At 58.8% G+C, this 18,026-nt stretch carries 15 protein-coding genes; 1 reads left to right on the top strand and 14 read right to left on the bottom strand.

Going from position 1 to position 18,026, the window contains the following annotated elements:
• Positions 1-184 precede the first annotated feature (184 nt).
• From FPJ27_RS08455 to FPJ27_RS08410, 10 genes are all read right to left on the bottom strand, one after another.
• Positions 185-1,042 carry a hypothetical protein gene (locus FPJ27_RS08455; RefSeq protein ID WP_204422582.1) on the bottom strand — a complete coding sequence of 286 codons (858 nt, stop codon included), beginning with the start codon at positions 1,040-1,042 and terminating at the stop codon, positions 185-187.
• A gap of 65 nt (positions 1,043-1,107) precedes the next feature.
• Entirely contained in the window at positions 1,108-3,417 is a 2,310-nt protein-coding gene (locus FPJ27_RS08450; RefSeq protein WP_204422581.1) for a DNA-directed RNA polymerase, read from the bottom strand.
• 1,283 nt (positions 3,418-4,700) lie between these two features.
• Positions 4,701-4,889: a hypothetical protein gene (locus FPJ27_RS08445; RefSeq protein ID WP_204422580.1), complete on the bottom strand. Its 189-nt coding sequence runs from the start codon at positions 4,887-4,889 to the stop codon at positions 4,701-4,703.
• Positions 4,890-5,620: 731 nt separating this feature from the next.
• Entirely contained in the window at positions 5,621-6,904 is a 1,284-nt protein-coding gene (locus FPJ27_RS08440) for an IS256 family transposase (RefSeq protein WP_204420906.1), read from the bottom strand.
• Between the two features lie 233 nt (positions 6,905-7,137).
• Positions 7,138-7,365, bottom strand: a complete 228-nt coding sequence (locus FPJ27_RS08435; RefSeq protein WP_204422579.1) for a hypothetical protein — start codon at positions 7,363-7,365, stop codon at positions 7,138-7,140.
• 135 nt (positions 7,366-7,500) lie between these two features.
• Complete coding sequence (locus FPJ27_RS08430; RefSeq protein ID WP_204422578.1) at positions 7,501-8,292, bottom strand: ribonuclease H-like domain-containing protein; 792 nt, start codon at positions 8,290-8,292, stop codon at positions 7,501-7,503.
• A complete protein-coding gene (locus tag FPJ27_RS08425; protein ID WP_204422575.1) occupies positions 8,289-8,678 on the bottom strand; it encodes an endonuclease domain-containing protein in 390 nt (129 codons plus the stop codon). The genes FPJ27_RS08430 and FPJ27_RS08425 overlap by 4 nt, the downstream gene beginning before the upstream one ends.
• Positions 8,650-9,519, bottom strand: coding sequence for a phosphodiesterase (locus tag FPJ27_RS08420; RefSeq protein WP_239483265.1), 870 nt, complete (start codon positions 9,517-9,519; stop codon positions 8,650-8,652). The genes FPJ27_RS08425 and FPJ27_RS08420 overlap by 29 nt, the downstream gene beginning before the upstream one ends.
• Positions 9,520-9,897: 378 nt before the next feature.
• Complete coding sequence (locus FPJ27_RS08415; protein WP_204422574.1) at positions 9,898-10,728, bottom strand: hypothetical protein; 831 nt, start codon at positions 10,726-10,728, stop codon at positions 9,898-9,900.
• Between the two features lie 20 nt (positions 10,729-10,748).
• Positions 10,749-13,088, bottom strand: coding sequence for a DNA polymerase (locus FPJ27_RS08410; protein ID WP_204422573.1), 2,340 nt, complete (start codon positions 13,086-13,088; stop codon positions 10,749-10,751).
• Between the two features lie 184 nt (positions 13,089-13,272).
• On the opposite strand from FPJ27_RS08410, the gene FPJ27_RS08405 reads away from it, so the two are divergent.
• Positions 13,273-14,598: an IS256 family transposase gene (locus FPJ27_RS08405; protein ID WP_239483157.1), complete on the top strand. Its 1,326-nt coding sequence runs from the start codon at positions 13,273-13,275 to the stop codon at positions 14,596-14,598.
• Here FPJ27_RS08405 and FPJ27_RS08400 read toward each other — a convergent pair.
• The 4 genes from FPJ27_RS08400 to FPJ27_RS08385 all read right to left on the bottom strand — a co-directional run bounded on the left by FPJ27_RS08400 (position 14,540) and on the right by FPJ27_RS08385 (position 17,926).
• The gene (locus FPJ27_RS08400; protein WP_239483264.1) at positions 14,540-15,136 is read right to left on the bottom strand and encodes a metal-dependent phosphohydrolase; all 597 of its coding nucleotides are present in this window, start codon (positions 15,134-15,136) and stop codon (positions 14,540-14,542) included. The two genes, FPJ27_RS08405 and FPJ27_RS08400, sit on opposite strands and share 59 nt — an antisense overlap.
• Positions 15,133-16,092, bottom strand: coding sequence for an ATP-dependent DNA ligase (locus FPJ27_RS08395; RefSeq protein WP_204422572.1), 960 nt, complete (start codon positions 16,090-16,092; stop codon positions 15,133-15,135). Before FPJ27_RS08395 ends, FPJ27_RS08400 begins: the two co-directional genes overlap by 4 nt.
• Before the next feature lie 401 nt (positions 16,093-16,493).
• Positions 16,494-16,634 carry a hypothetical protein gene (locus FPJ27_RS08390; protein ID WP_204422571.1) on the bottom strand — a complete coding sequence of 47 codons (141 nt, stop codon included), beginning with the start codon at positions 16,632-16,634 and terminating at the stop codon, positions 16,494-16,496.
• Entirely contained in the window at positions 16,631-17,926 is a 1,296-nt protein-coding gene (locus tag FPJ27_RS08385) for an AAA family ATPase (protein ID WP_204422570.1), read from the bottom strand. Before FPJ27_RS08385 ends, FPJ27_RS08390 begins: the two co-directional genes overlap by 4 nt.
• Positions 17,927-18,026: the final 100 nt, after the last annotated feature.

Raw genomic sequence — 18,026 nt, 5'->3', positions numbered from 1 at the left:
CCCCGTAGGAACAGACCCGTTACCGGAGTTCGTATCTCCGGACACAGGTACGTTGCGCGGCTGGTGGAAGCACCCTGAGCGGGTTGACGGTGCCGACGTGCGGCGGATGGTCTTGGAGGTCATCGCGCTTCGGAGACTCCTAAACGCGAGCGTCAAGGTAGCCTCCGAATCACGCGAGGTTTAGTTACTTCTTGTCGGGTGTAATGCCCCAGCACTGCCCCGCGCGTTCATTCTCCGGAATCGCCTCGGGGTTGTGCTTGCACTTGTTGATGGTGTCCAGAGCATTCTTGTAGTCGGTCACAAGCGGATCGACAATGCTATCGACGTAGGAGGCTTGGGCCGTCGTGTCGGGCGTTTGGCAGTCGCTCCCCATCTGGTCCGGCGTAGGACGGATACCGCCGATTGCATGCCCGACGTTATCGCCGCCGCTCCCCAATGCGGACCACAACGACGCGGCGGATGTCTGGAGGACGTTCCCCTGTGCGTCCAGCTTGTCCGGCAAACACGACAGGATCGGGCGGGCGAAATACACCACATTGCCTTTGATGTACTCACGCGCAGCGAATACACGAATGTCCTTGTAGAACTGCTCTGCGGCGGCATGCTTTTCCGGCGTGTCCACGTAGCCCGCCATGTCGTCGTATTGGAAATTCACCAGGGTCCATGTCGAAATGTTGACGTTCGCGGCTGCGAGTTCGGTAGAGGTCGGACCTATCCCATTGTTCACGCTCGCAACGATATCGTGCAACTTCGAACCGTTGACGATGCCGGGATACACGCCGATGTCTGCCCCACGCGCCTTGAACGCGTCTTGCAGGCGGTTAATCGTGTCTTGCGACTCCGGCACTACAGGAGACGATGCGGACGTATCCGCAGCAGCCATCGCCCGCGCCTTGTTGGCGGACACGACGAGAGGCGATCCAGAGTACGTCAGCTTGATTGCAGGTCCAGTGTTTGCCGGTGCGGATGCATTGTCGTCGCCCCCGCCACACGCGGCCAGAAATGCGGAAAGAACAGCTACAGCAGTGAGTCGTTTAATCATTGTCTTTGTTTGATTTGTGTTTGTTAGCCCCGGCGAGAAGTTTACACGGCCTTTCATAATGAAAGCTAGAACCACGCGTAAATTGATTCTCGGACCACGTTAAGATTAAGCGCCCCGTAACCCGGAAGCTCCGGAAGCGTCTCGCGCTGTTCGTCTGTGAGGGCCGCCGTGACATCCTCTGTCCAGCGCCGGAGCAAGTCAGGGGACATAAGCTCGATGAACTGCGCGCGCGTGCTTCGGAACACTTCTCCGCATTGGGCGAACGGTGCGCCGAATGAGTCGTGAATCATCCAGAAATTGCGGACGCCTTTCCCGTACAGATCATTCACAACGAACGCCATGTGCGAGGCATCGACGCCATGCACGAAGTTGGGTGCTACGCCTGCGCGTTGATCGTTCTTACTAAGGTCGTCCGTGTCCACGGAAAACGTGCGCGAACGGCGCGATTCCGGGCCGCTGATTTGTGTCTCCAGGCGCACTGATTTGCGCACAAGCCGCGCTTGCTCGACCCGCAGTCCCGCAGGCGTACGCCATACCAACGGAAGGGCCGCCGCTGTCATCACGTCGGAAACCGATTGAAGGTAGGCCATCGCATTGAGCATCCCCGGCGCAACATCGGAAAAGCATGCGTTGATTTGCGCGGCCAACCACATCGATTCCGCATCGGGCGCGCCCGTCTTGTTCTGCACTTGCTCCCCGAACGTGTACGTTCCCGCGCTGTACACCTTCGTCATACTGGGGGCTTTCAACAGGTCTCGATCGATCGGCTTCTCAGCCCAGAATTGCAGCCGCGCCATCGTTGCGGCGTCAGCATGATCCACAAGGCCGCACAGGCGCTTAGATAAGGCGTCCGCCATCCGACCGTAGTAGTCGTCACCGCGCGGAGCGGGAACGAGATTCACCATTGCGCCGGCAGACACATCGCGAGTCATCCCCGCGAGCATTTGCACCCCGCTACAGCTTCCGTCAAGCGCGCCCGCAAGGCGACTGCGAAACGCGTCACCCTCCTCCTGATATCCCGCCCACTCGAAGCACGCCGCGAGGAATTGCCATGGCTTATCCGCGCGATGCCAACCGGTGTTGACTCGCGGGTTCCCTGCATACGAGAGAATCGCCTGTGTGTTGTCGCGGGTCCATTTCTCACGTTCCTCTGGCGTCCTGTGGACCTTCTTCCCGCCTACCGTTACCTTGTCCTCTCCCGCGAGATTGCACAGGTGGATTGCGAGCCACTTCCCACCATCGCGGCCAAGGGGCGTACCGTCCGCGAACTCCAAACAGCCCTTACACAGGTCCGCACCTTGCGGGCTAATGATGCTCGTTGCGGGATACATACGGCCGCGCCAATCGAGATTCCACGGGAAGTAAAACGCCTCCTCGTCGGCTAGCTCCTGCATGGCGGCCAGCGTGAGCGCACTACGGATTGTCTTGGCGCGGCGGAGTGATTCCGGAATGTCGTGCCGCGCCTCGATGTAGCGGCCATGTATGACAGCCCCGCGCATGTCCTCCGCATTCGTCTTGAATGTCGCAGCAACCTCAAGCACACGACGATTCACCCGGAATCGCGTAGCCTGCAATGCGTTCAACGCGGACACGATCACCTCCGACTCAATCGGGCGGCGCGTACCGCGAACTGCGGGAATCTGGTCGTGAAGGTATCCACCATGCGTCGCAAACGTCGTCCACGGCACAGGCGGGACAAGCATCGGCCGACGCTCCGCGAAGTCCACCGCGAGGCCATCGCCTGCCACCTCGTCCATGAATCGCGCTGTGAGGTGGAACGTGTTCGGCTTGCGCGTGCGGCTCATCATCTTTGTTTCGCCGGTGCGCTCCTCCAGCCAACCAGTAGCCGCACAGAAATGATCCAGGAGAAGCAACGCAGCCCGCTCGTACCCAAGTTCGCCATATTCCGGCGCACCGCCCGTCAGATTGCGGAGGCGGCCCGCCAAGGCTCCCGCTAGAGTCTGCGCACTGAGTGGTCTATCGGGGTCTGCCATTCGGCCCAGCATGCCGCAAATCGCGCCCCATGTTGCGTCCGCCTGGACGGCCACATCGACGGCGTTGAGGGGGTTGTACTTGCCGCCCTTGTGTTCGATCTTGGAGACCTTCCGCTTGGTCTGCTTGGCGGTCTCCAGCGCGGAACGGAAGGCATTCAGGCCCGCGTAGAGCGCTTCCCGGTTCGTCAGCCCCGCGTCATCCGTCGTGCGACGGCTACTTTGCGCTTCTCGGCAAAGCTGTTTGATTACTTCCCCGGCGTGCCCTTGCTCTTGTAGTCGCTCGGCATGACGACGCGCATACGGGCGAACCTCGGGAATCTCAGTGAGGGATACTGCTACGGCCTTTTCGCGAAGGCTCTGGTACTCAGCAATCGAGTGCATCAACTCCTTATAGGCGTGACAAAGCCTCCGCCCAACTTCAGGCGGAGGCAAAGCGCTACCCTCGGGTTCAGCACCCGAAAGAACCGCGAGATTTTATTGACGCCTTAGACCACAGTGCTAGACTGCGGTTATCCTACAAACACATATGTAGGATACAAAAGCGCTCTACGGATGGCTGTGAATCAGTGCCATCAACGCATAAGTCACAGCGAGAACAACGTACAGCGTTGCCGGATCGGGTCTCATAAGAGGTCCTTTGAAGTGGCGGGGCGGGCTACACAGGTTCCAAGGCCGACGGTAGCTCGCCCCGTTTGTTTAGCAAGGCCAAATTACCTTGCTGAACATAATCGTAACGCGCCTCAAAGCGGCGTCCAACAAGAAAGTTGTTCAATTTCACCGTGACACCGCCCGAAACCCCGCCAGCGCTGGCGAAATTTTTTTATTGGTGTGTCGCGGGAACCCAAGGAATAAAACGAACAGCGGTGCCGTGTGAACGTTTGCGAGTCTTGCTGCACAAGGCTTTGCGTGCCTACACCCCATTCGTTCCCTCGTCACATTGTTCGCGGCGATTTGCGCCCAACTGCATGATTTTGAGCAATCCGGACAACTATCACTCGTTCTCTTAGGATGCCCCGATAGTCGCCTGTAACCTTGACGTTGTCCTTGTAGCGCAACCACCTACCCCCACTGGGCAGCCATTGCATCTGCAATACCTTCATAGGTCCGGCTTCTCTCTTTCCAACGATCAGGACTAGGCGGCATCAAATGCACACGCGCCTCCCTACCCTCGACAATGTTGGTCGGGACCAGTACCGGCAAATTCTTCAACCACAGACACGTCGCCTTGGTTTCTCCATGGCCGAATTGCCACGGCTGGATCACTTGATCCGGCTTCCTGATGTGGCTGCTAATCACGCTCACAGGGTTCTCAATCGCAATCCTGTCAACCGGGGCATCCATCAGAAGTCGGACAAACGCCAAAGCTTCCGTCTGGTCCTGCCGTCTATTCGGATAATTCGGATGGGGCCGCCGTTCGCCCGTCGGCAAATGCTTGTCTTCTGGGTGATACAACCAGCGCACACCCGCCACAGTTAGAAACGTGCACGGCGGATGTGCAATCAGTAAGTCCCATCCGCAAGAGAGAACATCCCGTACATCACCTTGGTAGTGATTTCCGGGGGGGTCTCGGTCGGCAGAAGATCGCAACTTAAGGCGTAATGCCCGCGAGCCTTGAATGCTTCCCGCACTCGCCCGCTGTATTCACAGGCTACGAGTACCCGCAATCAGGTGAACTCGTAATAGTCCGCTTCAAGCTCCCGCACAAGCCGATTCACATCAGCCTGTGGGAGATAGTCCCGCGCCTCAATGACTCGCTGTGCAGCACGTTCAGGGTTGTGCGTTTCAAGGGCACACGCGGCCAGATCGTAAAACGCGTTGTAGGCCGCTTGGTTGATGCAGGCTTGAACGCTCAAGCCGCCAGAGCCTGAAAAACGGTCAAAGAGTTCGCGGGACTGTAACCACGGTTTGCGAGTTCGGTAAGCAGCAAGTCGGCTCGCCGGTCGCCCTTCTCTTTCGCATTCAGCACCGTCCGCGCCATGCAGCGCAGTTCATTGCGTGTGTACTTGCTCAAACCTTCCCCTTATACGTTCGTTGATACTCGCGCTCGCAGTCTTGGTAGATACGTTCGGCGCGTGCTGCTGCCTCCTTGCGATCCGATGCGGATGCGTTCGGGTTCTTCGCCTCCTGCAACGCTGCATATAGGTCACTGTTAGGCGCTACCCGCGTGTCCTTGTAGTAGACGGGCTTACGCTGCATCCGCAATCGTGTAGTGGCGCGGTGTTTTGTCGGCGTGGAGCGCCTGGAGGCGCTTGACGTGTGGAGTCATCTCTACGACGAGCCGCGCATAACCGCTGTTGTAGTCCCGGTCATCAACGAGCGTCCCGGCCGCCTCCGCGTCCACAATGATCGCGAGGCATGCCAGTGCATGCGCGAGGTCAGGTAGACCGGAATCCGGATCGCACGGGCGACCTGAGAACCAACCATTAACGTGCCGCTTAAGTGCGTCGTAGTAGATCGATGCTCTAACTTCGGACGCTCGGTAATTGCCGCGCCCGTACTTCAATGCGCCGTCAAGCAGACCCAGCGCACCTAACACAGTCGCGAGCTAATGTCAAATGTGGTGTACGACAGTCGAGCAGCATGATCAAGCGGCAAGCGGTTGAGCAGGAGCCGGTGTGCTCTCGGTCACCGGTGTTCCGTCCTTGAAGGGCACGCCGTTCAAGATCTGTTCGATTTTGTCGACACCGCGAATGCGGCGCCATGATTCCTCTGCTGCTTCGATGAGCTTGAAGGCCATGCCGAGGAAGGTCGCGCGCGACAGACAGTTTCGCGTGCGGGTCGTGCGGTGGCGGACCGTCGCGAAGGTCGACTCGATCGGATTCGTCGTGCGCACATGCTGCCAGTGCTCGGCCGGGAAGTCGTAAAACGCGAGCAGCTCGTCGCGATCCTTCGTGACCTTCTCGACAGCTTTCGGATATTTGGCCGTATAGGTCGCGACGAACTGATCGTAGGCGACGATCGCATCGGCGCGCGTCGCGGCGTTCCAGATCTCCGCGAGCGCGGCCTTGGCCTTGCCCTGCTGCGACTTCGGCAACGCGTTGAGCACGTTGCCGATCTTGTGAAACCAGCAGCGCTGGTGCCGCGTCTGCGGGAACACTTCCTCGAGTGCCGCCCACAAGCCCATCGCGCCGTCGCCGACGGCTAGCAGTGGGCCGGCTTGTAGACCGCGAGCCTTCAGATCGAGCAGTAGCTCGACCCACGAATCCTTCGACTCGCGGTAGCCGTCGGCGAGCGCGACGCGTTCCTTGCTGCCGTCTGGCTTCACGCCGATGATCACCAGCAGACATTGCCCGTCGGAATCCTCGCTGCGCGCCCCAGTATGAATGCCGTCGGCCCACCAGTAGACCCAGCGGGCCGCCGACAAGTCCCGATTGTTCCATTGCGCGAATTCGTCCGCCCAGATCGCTTTGAGACGAATGACGGTATTTGCCGACAGGCCTTTCGCCTGGTCGCCGAGCAATACGCTGAGCGCTTCGCTCATGTCGCCGGTCGAGACGCCGCGCAGATACAGCCACGGCAGCGCCGACGACACACGCGGCGACTTGCGCACGTAGGGCGGCACGATCTCCGAGTTGAACTTTACCCCCGAGCCCGAGCGATCGCGGACCTTCGGCACCTGGACCGTTACCGGTCCGATTGCCGTGACAACGTCTCGCTCAGGCAGATAGCCGTTGCGCACGATCGCCCGCCGGCCGTCCAGCGTCTTCACGTTCGAATATTGCTCGAGCAATGCCTTCAATTCCGCCTCGATCGCTTGCTGGATAATCTGCCGCGCGCCTTGCTGGATCAACTCGTCCAGGCCGACGGGCCCCTTGAATTCTGTTTCCGTTGCTTGACTGTCGTTCGCTTCCCGATTACGTTTCGCCATGGTGGTGGATTGGTTGCTGGGTTCGTTACCTTGGAAAGCAACATTCTCCTGCAATCGCCACCGCCTCCCGCCGATTCCGCTCCACACCGCCGTACACCACTTCCGACATTAGCTCCACAGTCGCTGTCTCCGGCCAGAGGTGCATAGGAACCTTGCTACTACCGATGGAATCCTTAGGGTTGGGATTCTTCGGGGTAATGTCAGGCGGGTTCTCCCGCTCCCATGCCAAACCATCAACGATTGAGATACTTCCTCCTCATCTTTCTCAGCTTCTTCGCGAGACGCTTCCCGAATCGCTCCCGGTCAATCGCGCCGCGCTCTTGCATCACCAAAAGAAAAGCCGCCAAGTCGGCGGCCTCGTCTGTCAATTTCCGTCTACCCCAATCACTCCGGGCGTTCTTCATCGCGGCTTGCGTGAACTCTGCCGCTTCCTCTGCTGCGTGAATAAGTAAGGGCTTCATCGGTGTAGGCATAGAATCCACGCAGCCACTCGCTACGGGCGAGCGTGCCGCGATCAAAAGGAACGTCCCCAACGTCGAATCCCTCCGACGCTGCAATACGCCCGCAGTGGTAGAACGTTGGAACGTGTGAGGTCATCAGCTAACCAATAGGTTTGCCTTGTGCTGCTTCGAATTGACCGTGAGCCGGCCACGGCTCCACGCGCCGCATGCTTGGCAGTGATAGCGCGGATACTGTCCGACTTGGGTATAGCGGAGACCCTTCCGACGGACGTTCGTACTCCCGCACCGATCACACTTCGGCCCGTCGCCTACTGTGCTGTCGTAGTTGCCTACGTTCGGATGTCCTGTAATCCACGGCCGGAGGACGAGGTACAACTCCTCAAGACTCAACACGTCATCCGTGTTGTAGGCCCGCATTTCGGCGGCGGCTGCTGGGTTGCCTGCAAGGTATTCGCGCCAAAGTTCGAAGCCAGGGAACTGTGTGTGCTTCTGCTTTTTATGTGTCTTGCACAGCTTCGCTGTGAGCCATTCCAGCTTATTTGACGTGAACCCGAAATGCTTCCGGGCCTCCAGCATCGTATCGACAACGCGGAACGGCGACGGAGGCTGCATGCCGAGTAAGATGAACCGTGCGTTGATCTTGCGTACGTCGAATCGCACGCCGTTCTGTGCGACGACAATATCGGCTTGATCCAGCAGTTTCCACAGCTTGCGGACAATTCGCCGGTCGTCCTCCTTGTTCCGCTGCCGGCTGGTGTCGTGGTAGATCACTCGCGGATCGTCCAGCCACTTCGCGCAAAAAGACAAGATGCACCATTCGCTGTGAATCTGGTTCAGCCCGACGTTCTGTTTCCACAGGGACCACACGTAACCAAGGATCGGGGACGTTTCAATGTCCAATGACAGGATGCGGGGCTTCTTTCTCACTTGCGGGCCTCCGCCGTCTTCGCCGCGCGCCGCTTCGCTGCTTTCTTCTTTGCGGCTTCCTTCTTCTCCTCCGGCGTCTTGTGCAACGGATGGAACACGAACGACGGGAAAAGCTGGTAATGCTCGATGTAGTCGGCACACTTGCGGAGGAACGTCGGAACCGGAACGCCGCCGCCAACGCGGCCCGCCCAGTTCTCTACACGGCCCAGCACCGCATTAACCCAACGAGGAAGCGCCGCCCGCATCATCCCGGATTTGTGGCAGTGGTCGGCTACGATGTCGTCGGTAAGATGCCAACCAGTGATCGGGCATCGGTTGCCCTGTTCTTTCCGCAACTTCTCGCGGTAGTCTGCCAAGTCACCCTTGGACAATTTTCTGAAGGTCATTCAACTCCTGTGTTACGCGCGCTTCCAGGCGCTCCAAAGCACGCTCGATGTGGGGGCAGTCGGGAAATGCTTCCGCGACGTTCGCGATACTCGCTTGGGCGTCCGTACGCAGCCATAGCAGGCCCGCTTGCTCTACGAGGGCATCAGCCCATGTCGAACCGTAATGGTCGGCGTAGGCGGTCTGTACGCGGTCGTAGGCGTCCTCTTTGCTCGATACCCCAGCGAGGTACTTAATGGCTCGGGCTTCGCCGCACTGCTGGCCGAACAGCAAGGGCAAGCCTGGAATGTTGTCGGCTGTGTCGCCCTGGAGCATTTGCAGGTAGAACCACTTAAGGCCGTACTGCAATCCATCCGTGCCGATCACGTCGAACTCGCCGCGCGGAACCTTCGTTAGCTCCCAGGTCATCCAATTGATGTGCAGACCCGGAAGCATTCGCATGTCCTTGTCTCGCGTCGATATAGCAATGTCCGCAATGCGTGAGCAATGGGCCATTCCGTCATCAGCCTCCCGCGTTACCCAGACTTTCGGGCGGAAGTTCGGCCCCTCGTAATGCTCAAGGACTTCCCGGAGGAATTGCCAATTGCGCGGCTTGCGCTTGTGGCGTTGCCCTTGATACGGCTTCACGGTCGCGATGAGAAACCGGTGCGCTTTCGTGCAGCCGCTCGCGGATAGGTGGACAACGACTGATTCCGATCCGGTGCGGAGGCGCGTTGTCTCGATGCGATCGAACGCGTTGCGCCGAGCCATCCCCGGCTGTGTGTCCTCACCGCCTGCCGCAAAGTAGGCTAGATAGTCGCCGTCCAGGTGGAGGACACGCCCCAGCTCGACGGGCGGGAACATCCCCGCCCCGGATTGAGGACATTCCGCCGCCGCACGCGCTATCTTTGCGCGTAGAGCCTCATTCATACACTACGCTGGGTCGAACCACAGCACAGAACTCGTGCCACTGTTCGATGGTCGCGACCTCTCGTGCATGGTGGTCTACGAACACTGCGGCATTCTCTCGGAGTCCGCACAGGCGCCGGATTTCCCAGAATGTGACGAACCGTACACGGTCGCCCTGCAACCCATGCCCTTTGAGGATGTGACACATGTAGTCGCGCTCTGCGCGATGTCCGCATACGACAAACACACGCTTACCGTTTGCAAGCTGGCACACCACCCGCATTAACATGCGGGTGGTGCGCCCAGTGCCACGGTCGGGATACGCGTGGAGGCTCAACCGATAGCGGCCAGCGGGTCGGCTGCTGCTTCGTTCTCCGGCGTGTCGCGCTCCGGAGTTTCCGCATCCGGGAGGTCCGGCTCTTGGCCGCCAGCGGCAACTACCGCCGCAAGCGGGTGCGCCTTCCAGTTCTTCGCGGACATGATCTTTTCTTGGATCACGTTCTTCGAGCGCTCCGGGCTGACCACCTCTCCCGTCTTTTCGTCCTTGCGCTCCGGATACTTGCCCTCGATGTGGATCGAGTTCCACATTTCCAAGTCGGCAACGTCCCAGATGAACGCCTTTACGTCCGTGAGCGCTGCTGCGACTTCGACCAGGACCGGCTTACCCGACAGCGGGTCTTGCACAGTCGTGCCCTTGACGTTGTAGCCGTTCGGCCCGCGCAGATTTGCATACGTGCGCTTCCCGTCCTTGCTCTTGCGGTGGAAAATCTCCACGATGAACGGCTTACCCAGCAGTTCAGCCATGTGCGTAGCCGTGCCGCCGTGCGCTGCGTTCATCGACGCAAACAGCTTGAAGAAATGCGCTTTCTCGCTAAAGCTCAGGGTCTCTTGAGCCGTGATGCGAATCGGGATCAGCGTCCCGTCTGCGGCCTTGATCGGTTCGTGATTCGGGCCGCTCAGTTCAAAGACAAGATCGACCTTTTCGCGGTCGCGCTTCTTGCCTTCGAATTCTTCCTCATGCGTGCCAAGCTCGAAATAGCCGACCAAACGTGCACGGGCAATACCCGCAGCCGGAGGCGTGTACTCGCCGCCTGCCTGTGCCTCGTTCATGTTCGGGCCGGTTTTCTTCGCTTGTGCAATTTTCGCTTTGAGGTCGTAAGTCAAATGTATAGAGTCCTTTCTAGTTAGTGAATAAAGGACGGCGTGTAGCCGCCCATGTACTGCTGTCGGAGTTCAACGCGGAATTGCTCCGCGCGTTCTTCGAAGTCGCCTGCAAAGGCGTTCTCCTCCATCATGTTGTCGCCGTGCACCGTGACACTCGGAACGGGGACCGGGATAGTCCAGCCGAAATACCACTCGATGAAGTCGGACGCGGCGAGCATGCAGGCATGAAGGAGCGCACTCGATTCGAACAAGACGGACTTGTGCGCGTCCTTATAGAGCGCGTCGTGAACTTGGTTGACGAGGAGCGCGTGGCCGTCGAAGTTCTTCCGCGCATAGAACGCACGGATCGCAAGCCACATTGCGGCCTTGGCCCACTCACCGCCCTCGCCCTGCATCTCGTAGTTCGCAATCTCAGTCGGGCTGAATGACTGCGGCATCCCACCTTGACGGATCAGCCATGCCGGCGCCGGGGTCTCGCGGTAGCTGTACACCTTGTTGTCCGGCGTAACGCTGTAGCCCTTGCCAAGCTGGCACATCAAGCCCTTTACGTCCGGATGCGGCTGGATGTTGTTGGTCGGCCGGCGCGATTGCTTGATACGTTCCGTCTTAGCCGCGTTGTACGCAGACAGTTCCGGATAGCGCTCCTCCTCCGCCTTGATAAGCGCTTGCACATCCTCAAGCGGCAGGCCAGTAGACGACGAGATACCCGCAGCGCCCGCGCCGTAGGCACGCTGGAAACTGAATTCCTTAGCCCCCTTTCGCTTCTTCTCCCATTCAGGAAGCGGAGCAATACCTCGGGATGAATCACCCTTGCATTTAAGTACCGCGTCCTCGTACTCGATGCCTTCCTTCTGTGCGACACGGACACAGTGCATGTCCAGTCCTGCACGCAAATCCTCGATAAGCTGTTTGCAGCCGGTGAGGATCGCTTGAATGAAAATTTCCAACGATGTGAAGTCGGATTGAACTACTTGCCCGTCCTCACGCCAACGCGATACAAACACACTCTTAACTTGCGACTTTCCTGCGCCGGACACGTTCTGCAAGTTCGGGTCAGACGAGGAGAACCGCCCCGTAACCGTGTTGGTGTGATTGATCTTGTGGTGGATGATGCTGTCACCGCCGACGAGAGTAAGCATCCCCTTCTGCTCGCCCGTCTTTTCGTCAGTGGTCACGTAGTACGTGCAAAGGTCTTTACCCAGCTTCGCTACGTTCGCAAGCGTCTTGAGGAAAGGGATATCCCGGTTCCCCAGTGCTTCGATAACGTCGCTCGACACGCTGTACAGCCCCGGCGTACTGCTAGCCCAAATCTCATCCGGCGACGTGTACCCTGGGAACTTGTAGAAGAAGTCCCGTATAGCCGTTTTCGGCCCGCGATCCAGGTCCGGAACCTTGACCTTTTTTGTTCTAATCTCCCCGGCGTTCTTCCCACTCGCAAAGCGGATGGGTTCGGGCGGATGATCCAACGCGTACCAGTCGGAAACAGGCATCATTTCCGGTTCGGACTTCCCGTCTACTACGCGGGACTTGTGCTTTAGATACAGATACTCCACGTCCTTCTGGAAATACTGGAGGTTCCCCGCATCGTCCAGCGTCTCCGTGCGTTTCTGGTACTTGACCGTACCGCCGAAGATCAGCGGCGAGAGGTGATAACGGTTGCTCCAGTTGAATGCAAAAGGGCAATCGTCCGGAAGGTATGCACGCAGTTCCGCAGTGATTGCGGCCAAGCGCTCCTCAAGCTCTGCCGCGAGCCGTAGGCCAAGCGCCTTGTCTACGTACATCCCGTTGCGTTCCATCTCGACGGTACACAACAGGCTCCCCATGTTGAGGAGGATCGACTTAACTTGTCCGGTCTTGCGAGCCTTGGCAAGCTGCCCAAGGAAAATCTTTTCCGTGTTGCCGATATCGCCCAAGCCCGACTCATCGCCGCAGAGGTATCGAAGGAGCAAATCCTTATCGATGTCCGGCGTATCTACGCCAGCCTCCCAGAGCGCTTTAACCTCATCGATCTTGACGTTACCGCCGTAGGACACGACCATCTCGTCCATAGACAGCATGTGCGAGGTCGGCTCCATGCCGCGTAGCAGGTACTCGGCAAGCTGGCAGTCCCAGACGTTCCCGCCGCGCGCTACGAACTCCATCCACGCATCCAAGTTCTGCGGCTCGCGCAACGCATGCAGCAAGTCGAACTTGATGTTTTGACCGACAAGTAGCGTCGTGTCCTTGAGGAGTTTCGTGAACCAGTCGAACGGGCGCTTTCCCCGCCCGAAGTAATCTGCCGTGGTGTCCCCGCCCTTGCGCTTCCAGCCGGAGACCACAACGAAATTTTCAGGGTGAAACGGAGACGCCTTACGCTTCATGTAGGCTTTAATCGTGGTCTCCGTGTCCCACACGCAATACGTTATGTCAGCCCTCCTTGGTTAGTTCTTCGTAGCGGGCGAGGAATACTGTCCGCGCTACGGCCGGATTGAATGGAGCTATCGTTGAAAGTGGTGTATGCGGCGTAGGGTTGAGGCAGGAGAAGGCGGTGGCGATTGAAGGAGAATGTTGCTTCTCACGGTAACACTTCCTCAATCGAACTCCACCACCATGGCGAAACTTACGCAGGATACGAGCGGCAGTCAAACAACAGAAGCAGACATCAAGGGTACGCCCGGCCTGGACGATCTGATCCAGCAAGGGGCGCGGCGGATCATCCAGCAGGCAATCGAGGCGGAACTGGCGGCAATGCTCGAACAGTATTCGAATGTGAAGACGATCGATGGCCGGCGCGCTGTCGTGCGCAACGGGTACCTGCCAGAGCGCGAGATCGTCACGGCAGTCGGTCCGGTGCCCGTTCAGGTGCCGAAGGTCCGCGATCGTTCGGGCTCCGGCATCAAGTTCAATTCGACGATCGTGCCGCCCTATGTGCGCAAGTCGCCGCGCGTGTCATCGTCGCTGCCGTGGCTGTACCTGCGAGGAGTCTCAACCGGCGACATGGGCGACGCACTGTCCGAGCTGCTCGGCGAACAGGCTAAAGGGCTGTCAGCGAGCGTCGTGAGCCGCCTGAAGGCCGCCTGGTCAGAAGAGTACGAGAAGTGGAACAAGCGCGACCTGTCCACCTCGCGCTGGGTCTACTGGTGGGCCGACGGCATCCATACGCAAGCCCGCGCAGAGGATTCGGACGGGCAGTGCCTGCTGGTGATCATCGGCGTGAAACCGGACGGCAGCAAGGAGCGCGTGGCGCTCAACGACGGCTATCGCGAATCGAAGGAATCCTGGAAAGAGCTGCTGCTCGATCTGAAGAAACGAGGTCTGCAGGCGCCGCCGCTGCTTGCCGTCGGCGATGGCGCGATGGGGCTGTGGGCGGCGCTTGAAGAGGTGTTCCCGCAGACACGGCACCAGCGCTGCTGGTTTCACAAGATCGGCAACATACTCAACGTCATGCCCAAATCGCAGCACGGCAAGGCCAAGGTTGCGCTCGCCGAGATCTGGAATGCCGCGACAAGAGCCGACGCAATCGCCGCGTTCAACCAGTTCGTCGACACGTACGCGGCCAAGTACCCAAAGGCCGTCGAGAAGCTCACGAAAGACCGCGACGCACTGCTCGCGTTCTACGACTTCCCGGCCGAACACTGGCAGCACGTGCGGACCACGAATCCGATTGAATCGACGTTCGCGACGGTGCGCCACCGCACGAGCCGCACGCGCAACTGTCTGTCGCGCTCGACCTTCCTCGCGATGGCGTTCAAGCTGATCGAAGCGGCCGAGCAGACCTGGAGGAAGATCCGCGGCGTCGACAGGATCGAACCGCTTCTGAAGGGCATTCCCTTCAAGGACGGCACCCCGGTGATGGAAAGCACACCGGCTCCTCAAGCGCTAGCCGCCTGATCATGCCGCCCGACCCGCGTACACCAGTCTTGACGATTGCTCGATTGAATGTTGGAAGCGGTACCGCACCCGTCGCCGCAATACCTTTGGTCCACGACCATGCAACCGAATCTGTCACGCGGTAGCAGTCGATAGGCTCCGGCATGAAGTCGCGACGCTCAGTGACCAACACGCGCAAGTCCGCCTCTTTGATTGACGGATGCAGCGGAAACGGCAATCCGAAACGCTCCAGAATCGCGCGCTCTACCCGCTGCTCAATCGCCTTGTAGTCCGGAAGAAGCTGCTTAAGCGGACTCGACACATCGCCCAAGTACGCCTCCGACGCGTCATGCAGTAGCCCTTGCAAGGCGAACTCTTGGGGAACGAGATAGGACACAAGCACGCTATGCTGTGCGACGCTGTAGAACTGCTTCGTATGTCCGGTGAATCGGCAGATACGTGACAGCGCCGTAGCGATGTCCTCAATTACGATGCTGTCCGGATCAGGCGACAGAAAGTCGAAGTAGCGCCCGCTCACCGTGAGGATTGCGGGTGTCAACCCATGTCCTCCGGATGGCGGAAGCCGATGAAAACGGGATGACGTGGGGCGTCTACCGTGCCGTGGTCGAAGTGTTTGAACTTAACTAGCCGACCAATAAGACTCTCCCGGTCTTGCCAGTAATCCCGCCGCTGTGCAGCGGTGAAGCCTGTCCCAATACTGAACACGACGGATGGGGAGTCGGGGACGCGTGAATCCACCGGCATAGCGACGCGTAGCGCGCCCAAAGTGCCCTTACCGACCAAACCGGCTTGTGCCGTGCTGCGCTCCGTTCGGCCTGCCGCGTTGCGTGTCGCCTCGTTTGCATTGTGCATTTCCTCCTCGAAGCCGACGATTACTGCCTCGCCGTCTACGAACCGCTTAACCTTGACGAGACCACCCTCGCGCTCCGTGCTGCGTCCGCACTTGTACGTACTGTCATGGGCGCGGATCATCATTCCTTCGTAGCCGTCTGCGAGGAATCGCGCCTCCAATTTGTTCAAGTCCTCATGGCTAACGCAGAGGTGTTGCGGAACAGCACGGATACGCGTAGCGCCGGCTACTGCACACTTCATAAGCCGCGCCTCTACTACGTCGCTGCGCGACCAGTACTCACAAGGGCCGCCGTCTACGTTCGACGCGTTTACCGGCACCCAGTCGAACACCCAAAACGTAAAGTCCGGTTCCGCGCTCTTGCTCATGACGCCGCTAGTGGTCTGCTGCATCACGTTAGGGTCATTCGGATTGCCTACAACAAGCTCACCGTCCAGTCCCTCCAGAAAGTCCGCGTATGCTGCCGCATACTCCTGCACTACCGGATTCGGGATCGGCTTGAGTGAGCGGCTGTATGCCACACCGCCGAAGAACACGCAGCGGATACCGTCAATCTTGGGCGAGGCCCATACCGGGAACTTGATAAGTTCCGGCTTCGTCAGGGCCGCAGCCAGATTCGGCTTAAACCCGGTTGGAATCGTCATCGAACTCCGTTAGTTGTTGGATCATTTCCCAGACGAGGAACCCAGTGCCTCCCACCATCCAAGGCAGTTGAATCACTAGGCAGATACAGCCGATGAGTTCGACTAAGCGAGACAGAGCCATTCCCGAACGCGCTGGAACTTCGGCGCGAACCATTCGAGGAACGGGCCAAGCCAGTGCGGAAGCTCATAGAAGTCCGTGCGGTTTAGGTACTGCCATCGAACCGCGTATCGTTTCTCGGAGTCGGAAGTAACAGGCACAGCGAACACCGGATACATTGTTTCCGAGTGCGCACCGAATTTCCCCTCCGAAGTGACGCGTACAAACGTACCTCGCCGCAGCCAATGAACAGGCCCGCCTTTTACGTCGTGGTCGTTCTTCTGCGTTTTGACGACCCCGTACTTCACTTAATCTCCAGGTCGATCACTTCGCCGCCTAGCGACTGCGCGATGTTGTCTACCCCGATACGGATGATTTCTTGCTCCTCCGCGTAGTCGTTATGGTCGTCATGCTGAATCGTCACGTAGATTTTCGTTTCCTTCATGCAGTCTCCACAGGCATAAGCAGGCGGCCACGTTCGCCGTCGAACATGACTTCTGCTTGGGGTGATTGGGGAGCGCCTTGTCGGCGCAGTTTGTTTTTCGTCATGCCGATCCAGCGCGACGATGCGTAGAAAGGATCGTTCGACGCGCCGAGCGTGATAATTGCGTCACCTGCGCCCTGCTTGCCAGTCTTGCTGTCCTTGAGCATGGGAAGCGTCGGAAACTGCAAGCCATCACCGTCTGCTGAAATTTGAGACGTGGCGATAAATGGCGCGTCGTACTTCACTCCCATCAGCCGCCCCCACTGGTACTGGGCCTCAAGTAGCTGGTCCGTTCGCTGCCCGCCGTTCAATACCTGCCCTCCAAACTTGACGTTATCGAGCATGTCCCCGACGATCAAACCGGGACGGCAACGACGGAAAATGTCCTCGACTTCGTAGCTCCAGAAGTCGTGAACATCCATGACACGAATAACGTCCGTCCCTCCCACCGCCTCCGCGTATTTGTCCTTGAGCGTGCCGTTATTCGACATACGGATGAGATCGCCGACCGTCGCATTCAAAGCGCTCTGATAGACACGTTGGACGATGCGCTTTCCTGGTCCCTCGTTGTTCAGCCACAGCACGCAACGCCCGTGATTCGGGCCGTAGTAGTCATCGAACTGGCTTGCCATGTAAGTAATCTCTGACGACACGAATGTCGTCTTACCCTTATCGGGTCGGCCAGCGAGAATTACGAAGTCGCCAGGGCGAAGCGGACGCATCACCGTATTGAGACAGTCAAGCCGCCAGTGCAGCCCTCTATCGTCCTTGTCATCCAGTAGGATCGAATCGATGTCATCGGACACCCACGGAACACGCACCTTGCGATTCGTGTTCTGCTCGAACCGCTCTATCTCGTCACGGAGCGACACATAGAGGTCAAGCTCATCGCCGTTGTTGTATTTCTCGATCAGCGACGTAACGCGGTTCGCGGTCTCCGCCGCTACTAAGCGCTCCATGATTCCCGCCTCTAGCGACGGATCGCAGTCCTCGTTGAGGACACGCCCCAGCAACGCACGGTACAGCCCAAGTTGCTCCGGTGTGAGCGTCGGGTGCGCGAACGTCCCGAACCACAACATGAACGGTTCAAGCTCGATCCGCTGCTGCTCGGGAAACTCGGTGAAGAACTTCCGGTAATCGCCAAGGATGACGACAGACTTTGCTTCCAGTGCTGCTGTTGGTACTGCTTTCGCCAGCCTCTCGTAACGCTCGCGGTACTTGAGAAGCTGGAGGAGTGTTACCTCGATGCTCAAGCGTTAGCGATACCATTCAATGCTTGGGCGATGCTCTCTGCCTGCCCTGTTGTGAAGCATTCACAAACAATCTCGAACTCTCCTTTGGGCCAATCAAGAG

This window comes from Burkholderia sp. MS455 (genome assembly GCF_016899445.1).
In the GTDB taxonomy this organism is placed as follows: Bacteria; Pseudomonadota; Gammaproteobacteria; order Burkholderiales; family Burkholderiaceae; genus Burkholderia; species Burkholderia pyrrocinia_C.
This window is presented reverse-complemented; position numbering and strand designations above follow the sequence as displayed.

Coding starts and splice junctions, on each gene's coding strand:
- FPJ27_RS08390 (WP_204422571.1), bottom strand. CDS start 16,634: ATGAAGGAAACGAAAATCTACGTGACGATTCAGCATGACGACCATAAC.
- FPJ27_RS08420 (WP_239483265.1), bottom strand. CDS start 9,519: ATGTTCCCGCCCGTCGAGCTGGGGCGTGTCCTCCACCTGGACGGCGAC.
- FPJ27_RS08455 (WP_204422582.1), bottom strand. CDS start 1,042: ATGATTAAACGACTCACTGCTGTAGCTGTTCTTTCCGCATTTCTGGCC.
- FPJ27_RS08440 (WP_204420906.1), bottom strand. CDS start 6,904: ATGGCGAAACGTAATCGGGAAGCGAACGACAGTCAAGCAACGGAAACA.
- FPJ27_RS08435 (WP_204422579.1), bottom strand. CDS start 7,365: ATGAAGCCCTTACTTATTCACGCAGCAGAGGAAGCGGCAGAGTTCACG.
- FPJ27_RS08450 (WP_204422581.1), bottom strand. CDS start 3,417: ATGCACTCGATTGCTGAGTACCAGAGCCTTCGCGAAAAGGCCGTAGCA.
- FPJ27_RS08405 (WP_239483157.1), top strand. CDS start 13,273: ATGTTGCTTCTCACGGTAACACTTCCTCAATCGAACTCCACCACCATG.
- FPJ27_RS08410 (WP_204422573.1), bottom strand. CDS start 13,088: ATGAAGCGTAAGGCGTCTCCGTTTCACCCTGAAAATTTCGTTGTGGTC.
- FPJ27_RS08395 (WP_204422572.1), bottom strand. CDS start 16,092: ATGACGATTCCAACCGGGTTTAAGCCGAATCTGGCTGCGGCCCTGACG.
- FPJ27_RS08425 (WP_204422575.1), bottom strand. CDS start 8,678: ATGACCTTCAGAAAATTGTCCAAGGGTGACTTGGCAGACTACCGCGAG.